Consider the following 14,620-nt stretch of genomic DNA (forward strand, 5'->3'; position numbering starts at 1 on the left):
CCGAGTTCTCGCGCCCGGCGTGTCAATCCATCGGGTTCGGCCGGAAGCCTCGGACGAGTCCGGAGCAGTCGCCGACTTCGGCGACTCCCGGTTACTCTCCCGTTCGACCCCAGAGCCGGTCGAGCCGGTCGCCGAGCGAGGGCCGCATCAGGAGGAGGCTGCGGAGCCGCCCCGACTCGTAGGAGACCTGGTGCTCGTCGGCCAGGGCCTCGAGCGTCTCGACGAAGGTCTCGGCGCCGACGCGCTCGACCGCGTAGTCGTCGGCGGCGAAGACGAGCCGCCGCCCGAGCCGCAGGAGGACGACCGCGAAGAGCAGGATGAGCAGGACGAGCGCGCCCGAGCCGAGCCCGGTCAGCGCCCGGAGCTCGCCGGTCGCGAGCGCCAGAACCGGCCCGAAGACCGCGAGCACCGCGCCGAACTTGGCCTCCCGGTACAGGTACTTCGCGCGGCCGGTCTTGCTGGCCACCACGGCCGCGGCCGCCTCGTCGTCGAGGTCGGCGAGAAGGTCGTCGGTGACCAGCAGGTGGCGGCGACGCGGCAGCCCCGCGAGCAGGACCGTGGCGACCCGGTTGGCGTCGAGTTCGAGGATCCGGACGTCCTCTGGCGACAGCCCCGCCGCCTCGCACCACCGGTCGATGCGCTCGCGCTCGGCGTCGGTCGGCTCGCGGGCGCCGTGCAGGGCGGCCAGGATGCGCGGCTGGAGGTCGGCGAGGACGACCGCGACCGCAGCGAGGAGGCCGAGAACCGAGAGCGACGACGAGAGCGAGCCCTCCGGGAGCAGGTTCATCGCGCCGACGACCGCGATCAGTACGCCGAAGCCGAAGGCGACGAACTTGGCCACGCTCGCCGCGGCGCTCGCGGCCGAGACGTCCAGCCCCCGGAGCTCGCGGGCGGTCGGAAACGCGCCGAGGTAGCCGGCGACGACGGCGACCGTGACGCCGGCCAGCGTCGGCAGCCAGGTCAGCACGGCCCCCACCGGCGAGTCGGCCAGCGCGGGGTTCAGGGCGCGGAGCGCAGACTCGGTCAGGTCGAGGGCGTCCGCCAGCACCAGTCCGAGGAGCGCGGCGACGGCGGTCAGGGGCAGGCCGACGCCGAGCGCCAGCCGGAGCCGGCGCATGGCGGTCTTCGGCGGCTCCTTCCCGGCGCGCCAGGCGTAGAGCCGGAGCGAGCCGAACGAGAGCAGCGAGACGGCCGCGACCGCGACAGCGGGGGCGAGCGGGACGGGGAGCGACATGCGCCGGACTGCTTATCGCACAGACATATTCGTTTCCACTCGGACGCGCCGGACCGTCGACCGGCGCAGGCCCGGCGTCGCTCAGTCGAGCCCGAAGGGGACGGCGTCGGCGACGGCGTCCAGCGAGGGCTCGACGGTCGGGGATTCACCCACAGCGCCGGCCGTCTTCTTGGGCCACGCGACGCCCGCGCCGGTGCCGACCGCGACCACGGTGTCGCCCGCGCCGACCACGCCGTCGGCGAACGCCTGCGAGACGACGGCGGGCGCGAGCGCCGAGGCGGGTTCGAGGAAGACGCCGTCCTCGCCCGCGGCGCGGATGGCGGCCTCGACGCTCTCGCGGTCGGCCGCGTAGGCCGCGCCGCCGGAGGCCCGGACCGCGCCGAGCGCGTGGTCGCCCGAGGTGGCGCCCATCGTCGAGGTGCTGAGCGGTTCGGGTCCCTCGTCGCGGCCGACCGACTCGGCGTCGGCCTCGAACGCGGCCGCGAGCGGGTGGCGCTCGGCCGACTCGGCGCTCACCATCCGGGGCGTCGCGTCGACGACCCCGCGGGCCGCCAGCTCGCGGAACCCCTTCCAGACGCCGTAGAGGCCGTCGCCCGCGCCGACCGGGACGACCACGGCGTCGGGCGCCCCGCCGGCCTGCTCGACGATCTCGTACGCGATGGTCTTGTAGCCCTCGTAGACGTACGGCTGGCCGGTGTAGCGCCCGTCGAGGTCGTAGGCGACGAACCACCCGCGGTCGGCCAGCCCGGCCAGCAGCCGCTTGCGCTCACCGTAGTCGGTGAGCCGGATCGCCTCTGCGCCGTAGGCCCGGCTCTGGCGGTGGTGGGGCGGCTCGCTCGACGGCGAGAGGAACGCGAGCACCCGGTCGACGCCGGCCCGCGAGGCGTAGGCCGCGACCGCGGCGGCGTGGTTGCCGGTCGAGGCGGTGGCGACGCGGTCGATCTCGTGCCCAACAGCGTGGGGGACGACCACCGACGCGAGCCGGTCCTTCCACGACCACGTGGGATTGGTCGTCTCGTTCTTCACGAGCACGTCCGGACCCGCCGCGTCGAAGTCGGCGGCCGCGGTCGCCGAGAGCGTCGGCGCCTCTACCAGCGGCGTCCACCCCTCGCCCATCGCGGCGGGCGGCGCGCCGTCGGGCGCGAGGTCGAGTCCCTCGGTCGGGAGCCAGTCGGCGTACCGCCAGAGGTCGGTCCGGTCGGTGTCGGGGAGGGCGTCGGGGAGGTCCCCGTGGGCGACCTCGAGGCGACCGCCGCAGTCGGGGCAGTCGGCCGGCCGGTCGTCGGGGTCGGCGGTCGCGCCGCACGAGAGGCACTCGAAGACGTGGCTCATGGTCGCAACGTCGGAGTGCGCGGGGAAAGTGGTTGGGGAGCCGGCGGACCGCGCGGGGCCGAGGGCGGGCGCGTCCGACCGCGGTGCCGTCGGGCGGTCGCCGTCGCCGCGCCCCGAAAAGTAGTTATAGGAGGTGTTACTGGGGAGGGGTATGGCAGCAACGCTGTCGTTCGGCGGCCAGGTGTCGCTGTTGAACGACCACGTCGACGCCCTGAACGACTGGCTGGCCGACGAGGGGATAGACGCCGAGTTCGGCCGGGTGTACGTCATCGGCGAGACCACGGAGTCCGGCGTCCGAGAGCTGCTCAGCGGGCATCTCGAGAAGCTGGAGCGGTTCGAGCGGCGGATCCTGCGGAACCACGACGTCCGGAAGGACGCGCTCCGCGAGCGGACCAACCCCGTCCGGTTCGACCTGAAGCGCATCGGGTCGCTGTTCCTGTCGACCTGAGCGGGTCGGCGTCGAGGCCGGCTCGTTCCGGTAGCTGATGCTCGGCCCCCGAGTCGACGAGTCGCGCGGGGACGGCCGGCCGAGCGCCTAGCCCACGCTGCGGGATGGAAAGGTAGTTCCGCTGCGAGCGCGAAGCCCCGTCAATCCATGCGAATCGCCGTCCCGAACAAGGGCCGACTCCACGACCCGGCGATGGAACTGCTCGAGAGCGCCGGCCTCCACGCCGTCGACGGCGCCGACCGCAAGCTGTACGCCGACACGGTCGACCCAGACGTCACGCTGCTGTTCGCGCGGGCCGCCGACATCCCCGAGTACGTCAGCGACGGGGCGGCCGAAGTCGGTATCACCGGCCTCGACCAGGTCCGGGAGGCCGACCCCGGCAACGTCTCCGAGCTGCTCGACCTGGCGTTCGGCCAGTGCCGGCTCGTCCTGGCGGCCCCCGAGGACGGCGACATCCGGAGCGTCGCCGACGTGGCGGGCAAGACGGTGGCGACCGAGTTCCCCCACATCACCCGGCAGTACTTCGCGGAGCGGGACGTCGAGGTCGACGTGGTCGAGGTCAGCGGCGCGACCGAGCTCACGCCCCACGTCGAGATGGCCGACGCCATCGTCGACATCACCAGCACCGGGACGACGCTGCAGGTCAACCGGCTCGCGGTCGTCGACGAGGTGCTGTCGAGCTCGGTCCGGCTGTTCGCCCGCGACGACGTCGTCGACGACGACAAGGTTCAGCAGGTCGTGATGGCCCTGGAGTCGGTGCTGTCGGCCGACGGCAAGCGCTACCTCATGATGAACGCGCCCCAGGACCGGCTGGGCGAGGTCCGGGACGTGATCCCGGGGCTGGGCGGTCCGACCGTGATGAACGTCGAGAGCGGGAAGGACGAGGAGGACGGCACGGTCGCGGTCCACGCGGTCGTCGACGAGCGCGACGTGTTCGAGACCATCAACGAACTCAAGTCGGTCGGCGCGAGCGGCATCCTCGTGACCGAGATCGAGCGGCTGGTGGAGTGAGCGCGGCCGGCGGAGGGGAGCAGGCGCCTCGCGGACTCGCTCAGACCGGCGCGGTCGAGAGCAGCCGCACCAGGTTGAATATCGTGATGCCGACCAGCGCGGCCACGGTGTAGTGGGCCAGCGCGACCACGGCCGCCGTCCTGTACTTCAGCCGGTACACCGCCCGGATCACGAAGAAGTCGGCGCTGGCGCTCAGGGCGATGACGACCGCGGGTCCGTAGGCCTGGAGCGCGAACGAGATGATCGCCGGGACGACGCCGACCGCGAGGGCGCGCTTCACCGGCACGTCGCCGAGGACGTACCGCGCAGCGAGGTGGGCGGTGACGGCGTAGAACACCACCGCGAGCAGGAACGTGCCGACCAGCGCGACGACGGGGACTGCCATGCGTCGGACTCGGGAGGCGCGCGCCAAGGAAGTAGCGGTTCGCCGGCGGCGCGGACGCAGCGGCGGGTCGCGCGACCCGCCGAGGCCCAACTGGCCGTCCCAGAGCCGAAGGAGCGCCGGCGGCGAGGGGTCGACCGGCCTACTCCAGCAGGCCGAGCTCCTCGAGCCGAGAGACGATCTTGTCGACCGCCTGCTCGGCGTCCTCGGGCTTCTTGCCGCCGGTGATGACGAGCTTGCCCGAGCCGAACAGCAGCGCGACGACCTCGGGCTCGTCGAGGCGGTAGACGAGGCCGGGGAACTGCTCGGGCTCGTACTCGATGTTCTCGAGGCCCAGGCCGATGGCGATGGCGTTGAGGTTGAGGTTCCGGCCGAGGTCGGCCGAGGTGACGATGTTCTGGACGACGATCTCGGGGTCCTCGTTCACGTCGATCTGGAGCTCGCGGAGCTTGTCGAAGACGATCTCGAGGCTCTCGTGGACGTCGGCGGTGCTCTTGGCGCCGGTGCAGACGATCTTGCCCGACCGGAAGATGAGCGCCGCGGACTTGGGGTTCTGGGTCCGGTAGACGAGACCGGGGAACTGCTCGGGGTCGTAGTCGGCCCCCTCCAGGTCCATCGCCACGCTCTGGAGGTCGAGTTCCTGCCCGATGCCGGTGGAGGCGACCACGTTTTCAATGTTGATGGTCTCCTTTGGGTCGGTCATGTGCGACTTAAATGTCGTATTTAAGGTTTATAAAGGTTGGTACTCCGGGCTGACAGGTGGTCTCGCGGGTTTATATTATCTAAAGCCCTTGCCATGGCCGGGTTTTTGGGACGGGTCGGGGTCGAGGCCGCTCGGCGCACCGCCTCCGCGCCGGCAGACGAAACCCCCAAGAGCGACGGCCGAGTCCGGTAGACCGTGTACGCGCTCGAACTCGCCGGCGAGGACGACCGGTTCGCGGCCGCCGAGGCCGCCAGCGCCGCGACCGGCGTCTCGGTCGTCGCGCCCGGCCTCGCCACCGCGACCGCCCTCACCGACCGCGTCCGGAACCTGGCCTACACCCGGCGGGCCAGCGAACTGGTCGGCGAGACCGACGCCGACGTCGAGTCGGCCCGCGTCCTGCTGGAGGCCGCCGGCCTCGACCGCGAGGGGACCGTGGCGGTCCGGGCCCGCGACGTCCGGGACACCGCCGGCGTCGACACCCAGCGCGCCGAACGCGAACTCGGACAGGTGCTTGTCGACCGCGGGTTCGCGGTGGACCTGGACGACCCCGACCACGAGCTCCGCGCCCTCTTCTCCGCGGACACCTGCCTGCTGGGCTGGCTCGACGTCGAGAGCGTCCGGGACTACGGCGCACGCAAGCCCACCGACCGCCCGTTCTTCCAGCCCGGCGGGATGGACCCCTTACTGGCCCGGGCGCTGGTCAACCTCGCGGGCGCCAGGCCGGGCGCGACGCTGCTCGACCCGATGTGCGGGACCGGCGGCGTCCCGGTCGAGGCCGGCCTGGTCGGCGCGACCGCCTACGGCGCCGACGCCCAGGCGAAGATGGCCCGCGGCGCGGCCGAGAACCTGGCCGCGTACCTCGATTCCGACGACCGGGCGACCGGCGGGTGGGCCACCCTGCGGGGCGACGCGACCCACCTCCCGTTCGCGGACGACTCCGTCGACGCCGTGGTGTTCGACGCGCCCTACGGCCGCCAGTCGAAGATCGCCAACCTCGGCCTCGACGACCTGGTCGCGGGCGCGCTCGCGGAGGCCCGGCGGGTCGCCGACCGGGCCGTGGTCGTCGGCGACCGGTCGTTGGCCGGCCCGGCCCGCGAGGTCGGCTGGACCGTCGAGGACGAGTTCGAGCGCCGGGTCCACCGGTCGCTGGTGCGCTACATTACGGTGCTGGACGACGCGGACGCCGGCCGCTGATCAACTTTCGGCGTCGAGCGCCTCCTGCTGCAGTCGCTTCTCCTCGTCGGACTCGACGGTCAGCTCCGGCACGCTCACGGGCGTCCCGTCCGCCTCCACGGCGACGAAGGTGAAGCTCGACCCCGTGGTGCGCTCGGTGTCGCCGGTCCGGGGGTCCTCGCGCCACGCCCGGAGCCGGACCTTCACGCTGGTCCTACCGGCCTCGTAGACGTAGGCGTCGACCAGCGCGGTCTCGCCGAGCGGGATGGGCCGGTGGAACGAGAGGTCGTCGACGCCCGCGGTGACGCAGGTCTCGCCCGAGAAGCGCATGGCCGACATCGCGCCGAGTTCGTCCATCCACTTCATCAGGTTGCCGCCGTGGAGCGTCTCGACGTTGTTGGCGTCGTTCGGTTGCACTCGAAAGCGGTTCTCCAGATAGGTGTCGGACAGGCTGGGCACGGCCGGGAGTTCGCGGGCGAGGACAAAGAGTTCGGGGTGCGCCAGTTTCACGCGTGCCGGTCGGTCCGGCGACGGACGGCGGGCGATTCGGTATGGGGCCGGTTCAGGACTCGGCCTCGCTCTGGGCACCCAGCTCCGCGAGCAGGTGGCCCAGTTGCACGCGGTCGCTCGACCCCTCGGCCAGCCCCACGTCGATTTCGCCCGCGAGCCGGGTCAGCTCCGCGAGTTCGGCCTCGCGGCCGGTGTACCGGTTCGAGTTGCGGGCGACCTCCAGCACCTTCCGGAGCACCTCCTGGCCGTTGTACCCCTCGTCGACCAGCAGGTCGTCGAGCGTCTTGCGGGCGTCCGAGAACTCGCCGGCCTCGGCGTCGTCGAGCATCTCCTCGACCCGGCCCCGGATGCCGATCTCCCGGACGGTCTGGACCGTCTCGCGGGTGATCTCGCCCTCCTTCTCGTGGAGCGTCTGGGCGCTCAGGATGGCCTCCCGGAGGTTCCCCTCGGCGTAGCCGGCCACCAGTCGCAGCCCCATCTCGTCGTACTCGACGCCCTCGGCCTCCGCGATGGACGACAGGACGTCGACGATCTCGTCGTTGGTCGGCGCCCGGACCGCCACCGGGAAGCACCGCGACTTGATCGGCGGGATGAGCTTCGACGGCTGGCGGGTCGTGACGACGAACTGGGTCGTCTCGTGGAACTGCTCCATCGTCCGGCGCAGCGACTGCTGGAAGTCCTCGCGGATGTCCTCGGCGTTGTCGAGCACCAGCGTCCGGTACTCGCCCGAGGAGGGCGCGTAGCCCGCGTACTCCTTGAGGATGTGGTTGATCATGTCGCGCTTCGACCACTGGCGCTTGTACTGCTTGCGCTTGTCCGACCCGCGCCGGAACTGCTTGGAGAACTCCGTCTCCCCCTGGAGGAACTGCTCGAACCGGGGGTCCTCGCGGATCTCCTTCTTCGTCCGGTCGAAGAAGTCCGCGACGTTGAGTATCGTCAGGTCGTTGTCGGGGTCGGCGTGGGCCTCCCGGGCCAGTGCCCGCACGGCCGCGGTCTTGCCGGCTCCCGGCGGGCCGTGGAGGACCAGGTTGATGGGGTCGTCCACGGCCTTCTGGAGGTACTCGCGCACGTCCGACTGGGGGAGGTCGGCGAGGTCGGGCGCGTAGCGTTCGGTCCACAGCGGCGCGTCCATTACCGGCGACTACGCGGTCGGCGGGTAAGAATCGGTCGGTCCGGACTGCGAACCGCGAGCACGCAACGCCCCCGGCGGCGGTGACTGGCCCGCCGGACCCGACGATAACCGCCCCGCCGAGCGCCGGTCCGCCGGTCGGCGCGGTCAGTTACCGTCGCCCTCGTCGCGCTTCGCCTCGGTCCGGAACGTCCGTTCGAGCTCCGCCGACCCGTTTTCGGTCTCGACCTCGACTTCGAGTTCGTCGGCGTCGGGCACCCCGAACGTCAGCGTCCCGTCGGCGGCCGTCAGGCCGACCTCGTCGCCGTTCACCGAGACGGTCGCGTTCGCCACGCCGGTCCCGTTGCGCGTGATCGAGACGGTGGCGTTCCCGCCGCGGGTGACGTTCCCGACGAAGGTGGCGTTCAGCGCCGTCTCGTTCTCCGGCGCGGACTCGTCGCCCGCGTCGTTCCCGTCCTCGCCCTTCTCGTCCTTCTTGTCGTCCCCGTCCTTCGAATCGTCGTTCTCCGCTTCGCCCTCGGGTCGCTCGTCGTCGACGCTCTCTATCTCCTTGTCGGTCCCGGACTCGCTGATGACGGGCTTGAGGATGTACTTCCCGCTCTTGCCCGCCTCGAACACCGAGATGTCGAAGACGTAGTCGACCGACTCGTTCGCGCCGACCGTGAACGACTGGTGGAGCTGGAGCTTCTGACTCGGGAGCTTGACCCGGACCTGTTCGCCGCTCGTGAGGGTCCCGTTCACCTCGGCGACGTGGACGAAGACCGTCTCGTAGGTCCCGTTCTCGATCGGGACCGTGGCGAGCCGCGTCGCGTTCGGGCCCCGGAGCCGGGTCAGGTCCACGACGCGCTCGTCCACCTCGTGAGTGGTCCAGCCGCCGCCGGCCCGCTGGAAGCCGATCTCGGAGACGGTGACGTTCAGGTGCGCGAAGTCGTCCATCGCGTTCCGCTCGTCGCTCAGGTAGAAGTTCACGGCGGTCTGACTGCCCCCGGATGCGGTCGTCTCGGCGTCGGTCGTTCCCGCAGCGGTCGTCCCGGTACCCGTCGTCTCGCCCGCGGTCGTCGATTCGGCGGGCGTCGTCGTTCCGGCGTCGCCCGAGCCGGGCGACGCGGCCGGTCCTCCCTGCCCGCCGACGCAACCGGCGAGCAGCAGTGCGACTGCGAGACAGACGGCGGCGTATCGTCCCATGTCGATTCGGTGGGACTCAGCTCCGCCTAATAAATTGTCGTTCTCGTTCGCGACCGTTCGCGACCCGCCGCCGTCGCGCTGTTAAACGATCGCCGGCCGCCGAAAAAAGGGAAGTCTCCGCGTCCGAGGTTCGCCTCGGCGGCGTTACGCCTGGGCAGTCGTGGTCGTCTCCTCGACGACCTGGGTCGTCTCGCCGTCGGCGGGCGTCTCGGTCGCCTCGGGCGTCTCGGTGCCGGCCGCGGTCGTCTCGGCGCTCGGCTCCTCGATCACGATGACGTCGAGTTCACCGAAGTCGCGGGTGTACACCCCGTGGATGTACTGGCCGGCGGGCACGCCCTCGGTGTCGATCTCGAAGGTCACGGTGGTCTGCTCACCGGCGTCGAGCGTGACCGTCTGGCGCGCGATGACGGTGCCCTGGAGCCGGAACACCACTTCCTGGGTCGCCTGCTGGTCGTTGGGGTTCGAGACGGTGGCGCTCACCTCGATGGTGTCGCCGGCCGTCGCGTTCTGGGGCGCGTCCAGGTTCGAGACCTCGAACGACTGGAGGTCGGCCGCCGCGGTCGTGGTGGTCTCCTGAGCGGCCTCCGTAGTCGTTTCCTCGACTTCCTCGGTCGTGGTCGTCTCCTCGACCGCTTCAGTCGTGGTCTCCTCGACTTCTTCGGTCGTGGTCGTCTCTTCGACGCCGTCGGCCTCCTCGGTCGTGGTCGTCTCCTCGACCGCCTCAGTCGTCGTTTCCTCGACTTCTTCGGTCGTGGTCGTCTCCTCGACTTCCTCGGTCGTGGTCTCCTCGCCCGGTTCCGCCGGCGTCGTCGTCATCATCGGCGGCTCCGGAATTTCCACGTTCTCCGGGGCTATGACGACGAACGTCACGTTCTCGACCTGGACGTTCTGGATGACGAACCGGACGGTCTGGAAGTCCTGCGTGAGGTTCTGCTCGATCATCTGCTCGACCTGCTCGGGACTCTGGGTCGTCATCGGCGGCGCCTGCTGCTGGGCGGCGGCGCTCTGCTGGAGAATCCGCGTGAGGTTGATGACGACTCGCCGGTCCTGGACCGTGAGGTTGCCCACGGTCTGGGTCCGGTCGGGGGTCTCCTCGTCACCGATGACGAAGGACCACCGTTCGATGTTCATCTGCTCGATCTGGAAGACGAGCCGCTGGGTCTCGTCGGCGTCGGCCGCCGGCTGGGTGGTCGTCTGTTCGACGACCTCGGTCGTCGTCTCCTCAACGCCGTCAGCCGCCTCGGTCGTGGTCGTCTCCTCGGCTTCCTCGGTCGTCGTGGTCTCCTCGACCGCTTCAGTCGTCGTCTCCTCGACGGCCTCGGTCGTCGTCTCCTCGGCTTCCTCGGTCGTCGTGGTCTCCTCGACCGCTTCAGTCGTCGTCTCCTCGACGGCCTCCGTGGTCGTGGTCTCCTCGGCGGCCTCGGTCGTCGTGGTCGTCTCCTGCTCGACGGTCACGTTCGCCTCGTCGACCACGGTCTGGTTGTCGGCGGTGTACGGGCCGTCGAGTTCGCCGGTCGAGAGCACGAAGTCGTACACCTGGTTCTCGTTGGTGTCCAGGTGGGGCATGGCGACCAGCGTCTGGGTCTCGGCGATGGGCCGGGCGAGCGTGATGGTCACGTTCTCGTGGGTCCCGGGTTCGAGGTAGACGGAGTTGCCGAGCACGCTCGCCAGCGGGGCATCCTCGTACGTGGCGTCGTGGATGGCGATGAAGCCGCCCTCCGGCAGCGTCGCCGACTCGATGACGATCTGCTCACCGCCGGACGCCTGTTGGTTGAAAGTGACGCTTGCCTGGTCCTGCTGGGCCTGCTCGTCGGCCGCCCGCGTCGTCTGCTCGGCGCCGTCGGTCGCCGTGGTCGTCTCCTGCATCCCGACCGCGTTCGTCCCGGCGTCGGGTGCCGAACTACTCGTTACCGCGAGCGATACGGCCGTACCGCTCGCTAGAATCAACAGCACCGCCATGAAGACGGCGCTAAGTGTCTTTGTGTCACGTGTCATGTGTAACCCCCAGTCCGCAACGCACCGGACGACGAGTCCGCGAATAAACGGACGCGACTGTTCACGCGCGTAACAACCAGATACGACGGATTAGGCCCGGACTATCCGGCGATTCGTCCGGCGGCGACCCGGTCGTAACCCGCTGTTTCCGTCGGGGTAATTCGGCGTACCTCGCCCCCGCATTCGACGTTCCCCGCTCTTCGTTTCAATTACCGCACTCCTCGTTTCGAAGGCGCTTTCCCGCGCGGCCCCCGACGTCCCCTGAAGGATGTCGATGCGCGTTACCTTCCTCGGAACCGGTGGGGCGGTGCCGACGACAGAGCGGAATCCGAGTTCGGTGCTGGTCAACCGGGAGGGCGACCGGTTGCTGTTCGACGTCGGCGAGGGGACCCAGCGCCAGATGATGCGCTTCGGGACCGGATTCACCATCTCGGACGTCTTCCTCACCCACCTCCACGGCGACCACGTGCTCGGACTGCCGGGCCTGGTCCAGACCATGGACTTCAACGACCGCGACCGGGCGCTGTCGGTGTACACGCCCGCCGGCACCGAGGAGGAGATCGACGCGCTGATCCACGCCGCGGACACCCGCCCGTCGTTCCCGGTCCACGTCTACGGCGTCGGTCCCGACGAGGCCGCGGTCCGGCGCGACGACTACGAGGTCCGGACCTTCCGGACCGACCACGACACCAACGCGGTCGGCTACGCGCTGGTCGAGGACGAGCGCAAGGGCCGGTTCGACCGCGAGAAGGCCGAGGAGCTCGGCGTCCCGGTCGGCCCGAAGTTCTCGCAGCTCCACGAGGGCGACCCGGTCGAGCTCGACGACGGCACGGTCGTCGAACCCGACCAGGTCGTCGGCGACCCCCGGCCCGGCCGGCGAGTCGTCTACACCGGCGACACCCGGCCGAGCGACCGGGTCGCCGAGGCCGCCGAGGGCGCCGACCTGCTGGTCCACGACGCCACCTTCGCCGACGACCGGGCCGACCGCGCGGGCGACACCGGCCACTCGACCGCCCGACAGGCCGGCGAAATCGCAAACCGAGCCGGCGCCGAGCGCCTCGCGCTGACCCACATCTCCTCGCGGTACGCCGGCGACGTCTCCGACCACCTCGCGGAGGCCCGCGAGGCCTTCGACGGCGAGACGTTCCTCCCCGACGACGGGCTGACCCGCGAGATCCCGTACCCCGACGAGTAGCGCCGCGGGTCCGGGAGAGAGACACGCCCACCGCCTGTTCGTTCCGCCGCCCCATATCGTCGTCCGGCGTCGCCGGCCGATGCCGCCGCCCCGCCCGATAATTCAGCTGATTCCTGTGATATTATTTGTCGTACGATAGCGAAATAGTCGGGTTTTATCACAGCCATCTGCCATCTCTCGACTGCATGCGCAGACCCACATCGCTGCTGCTGGTCCTATGTCTCGTCGTCGCGGGTGCGGTCCCGTCCGCGGCGGCGCAGGCGGCGAGTCCGGACGACGCGAATCCGACCGCGAGCGACGCGGCCGCTTCCGGGGTCGGACCCGCCGCGAGCGCGGTACAGGCCCCGCAGAACAACTCCACAACGCTCACGATCCTGTCGTACAACGACGTCCAGACCGCGGCCGCCGAGAACGGCACGCTGCCGCGGCTGGTGACGCTCGTCGACCAGCGCCGGGCCGCCCACGACAACCCGACCGTGGTCGTCGGCGGCGGCGACCAGGTCAGCCCCCACGCGCTCTCGCCGCTCAGCCAGTGGCGGGTGCCCGTGAAGGCGCTGAACGTGATCGACCCGGCCGCCGAGGTCGTCGGGAACCACGACCTCGACTACGGGTTCGACGCGGTGGCGAACTTCAGCAGCGCCTCGGAGTTCCCGTGGCTGATGGCCAACATCGTCAACGAGAGCACGGGCGAGCCGATCCCCGGCACGAAGCCCTACGCCGTCGTCGAGCGACAGGGCGTGAAGGTCGGCATCGTCGGCGTGGCCGACGAGAAGATCAAGTCCAAGACCGCGGTCGACTTCGACGAGGCGGGCTACGAGCTCAAAGACTACTCGAAGGTCGCCGGCGAGTACGCCACGATGCTCAAGCAGGAGCAGAACGTCGACGTGGTGGTCGTCTCGGCCCACCTCGGCGTCCCCGTCGCCAAGGAACTCGCCAACGAGACCGAGCACGTCGACGCCATCGTGGTCGGCGACGACGAGATCGAGTACCCGCCCGCCGAGACCGGCGGCGCGGTCATCATGGAGGCCGAGGCCCGCGCCGAGCACCTCGCGGAGCTCAACCTCACCGTCGAGGGCGGCGAGGTGACGGCGTGGAACGGCCGGCTGCTCGACGTGACCGAGAACGTCACGAAGAACGAGACGGTCGCGAACCTCGTCACCGACGCCCGCAAGGCGGAGCTCTCGAAGAAGGCCGGCAGGACCGACGTCGCGCTCGACGCCCGGTTCGCCTCGAACTACCACGACGAGACCGCGCTGGGCAACATGATCGGCGACGCGTTCCTGGCCCAGACCGGCGCCGACGTCGCGATCACCAACGCCGGCGGCATCCGGTCGAACAGCGTCTACGGCCCCGGTAACCTGACCGTCGGCGACGTGTACAACGTCCTGCCGTTCCAGAACACGCTGGTCACGGTCGAGCTGACCGGCGCCCAGATCGAGCAGCTGCTCGTCAGCCAGGTCGTCCCGCTGGAGAGCGAGACCGGTCAGCAGTACGGCGCGGAGGCCCAGCTCCAGGTCGGCGGCATCACCTACGAGTGGGTCGGCCACAACGGGACCGATCAGATCCGGGACGTCTGGGTCGGCGGCGAGCCCCTGAAGAAAGACGAGACCTACAACGTCACGGTCAACTCCTACATGGCGGGCTGGGACGGCTCGGTGCTCGAGAACGCCACCGTGGTCAGCGAGTCCCACACGCTCTACGGGACCGCGCTGCTGAACTACGTCCGGGAGAACAGCCCCGTCTCGCCGACCGACGCGAACCGCATCCGGCGGGTCGACGCCGAGGTCGCGACCGAGTCGGTCGAGGTGAGCGAGGGCACCGTCACCGTCTCGCTGGCGGCGCCGAACGGCACGCAGAACGTCTCGGGCTTCTACGCGACGACCGGTGACGCGAGCGAGCGCCTCGCGGCCGAGTCGGCCTCGTTCGAGTCGGGCACCGTGACGGTCGCGTTCGACCTCGCAAAACTCCGGTCGCTGGCCGGCGGTGAGACCGTCCAGATCTACGGCGGCTACAACACCTCCGCCTACCAGCGGGTCTACTTCGACCACTCCGTGCTGAACGCCGAGCTCTCGGCCAGTGAATTTGCCGCGGAGACGACCACGGCGACCACCACGGAGCCGGCCACCACGGTCGACACCACCGCGGCGACGACCCGGGAGGCCCCGGTCGAGGACGGGACCGAGACGACGACCGCCGATACCCACACCGACATCCCCGGCTTCGCCCCGGCGAGCGCCGTCGTCGCGCTCCTCGCGGCAGCGCTCGTGGCGCTGCGTCGCGTCTGACCGGCACTCGTTTCCGCTTCTGACCGACCGACGTCTCC

Annotated in this window: 13 protein-coding genes; 5 read left to right on the plus strand and 8 right to left on the minus strand. The window is 70.4% G+C overall.

What is annotated here, in order from left to right:
• Window positions 1–91 precede the first annotated feature (91 nt).
• Complete coding sequence (locus tag ACQUQF_RS06400; protein WP_435176912.1) at window positions 92–1,234, minus strand: hypothetical protein; 1,143 nt, start codon at window positions 1,232–1,234, stop codon at window positions 92–94.
• Window positions 1,235–1,315: 81 nt separating this feature from the next.
• Window positions 1,316–2,566: a threonine synthase gene (locus ACQUQF_RS06405; protein ID WP_435176914.1), complete on the minus strand. Its 1,251-nt coding sequence runs from the start codon at window positions 2,564–2,566 to the stop codon at window positions 1,316–1,318.
• Between the two features lie 151 nt (window positions 2,567–2,717).
• On the opposite strand from ACQUQF_RS06405, the gene ACQUQF_RS06410 reads away from it, so the two are divergent.
• Entirely contained in the window at window positions 2,718–3,014 is a 297-nt protein-coding gene (locus ACQUQF_RS06410; protein WP_435176916.1) for a hypothetical protein, read from the plus strand.
• Between the two features lie 147 nt (window positions 3,015–3,161).
• Window positions 3,162–4,025, plus strand: a complete 864-nt coding sequence (gene hisG / locus ACQUQF_RS06415) for an ATP phosphoribosyltransferase (protein WP_435176918.1) — start codon at window positions 3,162–3,164, stop codon at window positions 4,023–4,025.
• 40 nt (window positions 4,026–4,065) lie between these two features.
• On the opposite strand, the gene ACQUQF_RS06420 is transcribed toward hisG, so the two are convergent.
• Window positions 4,066–4,410 (minus strand): DUF7473 family protein, encoded by a 345-nt coding sequence (locus tag ACQUQF_RS06420; protein ID WP_435176920.1) that lies wholly within the window; start codon window positions 4,408–4,410, stop codon window positions 4,066–4,068.
• A gap of 139 nt (window positions 4,411–4,549) precedes the next feature.
• Complete coding sequence (locus ACQUQF_RS06425; RefSeq protein WP_115797963.1) at window positions 4,550–5,110, minus strand: TATA-box-binding protein; 561 nt, start codon at window positions 5,108–5,110, stop codon at window positions 4,550–4,552.
• Between the two features lie 195 nt (window positions 5,111–5,305).
• On the opposite strand from ACQUQF_RS06425, the gene ACQUQF_RS06430 reads away from it, so the two are divergent.
• Entirely contained in the window at window positions 5,306–6,304 is a 999-nt protein-coding gene (locus tag ACQUQF_RS06430; RefSeq protein WP_435176922.1) for a methyltransferase domain-containing protein, read from the plus strand.
• Here the strand turns inward: ACQUQF_RS06430 and ACQUQF_RS06435 are convergent, their stop codons facing one another.
• From ACQUQF_RS06435 to ACQUQF_RS06450, 4 genes are all read right to left on the minus strand, one after another.
• Window positions 6,305–6,742, minus strand: a complete 438-nt coding sequence (locus tag ACQUQF_RS06435) for an acyl-CoA thioesterase (RefSeq protein WP_435176924.1) — start codon at window positions 6,740–6,742, stop codon at window positions 6,305–6,307.
• Window positions 6,743–6,845: 103 nt separating this feature from the next.
• On the minus strand, window positions 6,846–7,925 hold the full coding sequence (locus ACQUQF_RS06440; protein WP_435176926.1) for an AAA family ATPase: 1,080 nt from the start codon (window positions 7,923–7,925) through the stop codon (window positions 6,846–6,848).
• 144 nt (window positions 7,926–8,069) lie between these two features.
• A complete protein-coding gene (locus ACQUQF_RS06445; protein WP_435176928.1) occupies window positions 8,070–9,107 on the minus strand; it encodes a DUF4382 domain-containing protein in 1,038 nt (345 codons plus the stop codon).
• Between the two features lie 144 nt (window positions 9,108–9,251).
• On the minus strand, window positions 9,252–11,102 hold the full coding sequence (locus ACQUQF_RS06450; RefSeq protein WP_435176929.1) for a DUF7282 domain-containing protein: 1,851 nt from the start codon (window positions 11,100–11,102) through the stop codon (window positions 9,252–9,254).
• A gap of 268 nt (window positions 11,103–11,370) precedes the next feature.
• Between ACQUQF_RS06450 and rnz the strand changes: the two genes are divergently transcribed.
• Both rnz and ACQUQF_RS06460 read left to right on the plus strand, forming a co-directional pair.
• Window positions 11,371–12,297: a ribonuclease Z gene (gene rnz / locus ACQUQF_RS06455; RefSeq protein WP_435176931.1), complete on the plus strand. Its 927-nt coding sequence runs from the start codon at window positions 11,371–11,373 to the stop codon at window positions 12,295–12,297.
• Between the two features lie 185 nt (window positions 12,298–12,482).
• A complete protein-coding gene (locus tag ACQUQF_RS06460) occupies window positions 12,483–14,582 on the plus strand; it encodes a bifunctional metallophosphatase/5'-nucleotidase (RefSeq protein WP_435176933.1) in 2,100 nt (699 codons plus the stop codon).
• Window positions 14,583–14,620: the final 38 nt, after the last annotated feature.

Origin of the sequence: Halorussus sp. AFM4, assembly GCF_051194995.1 — an archaeon.
Classification (GTDB): Archaea; Halobacteriota; Halobacteria; order Halobacteriales; family Haladaptataceae; genus Halorussus.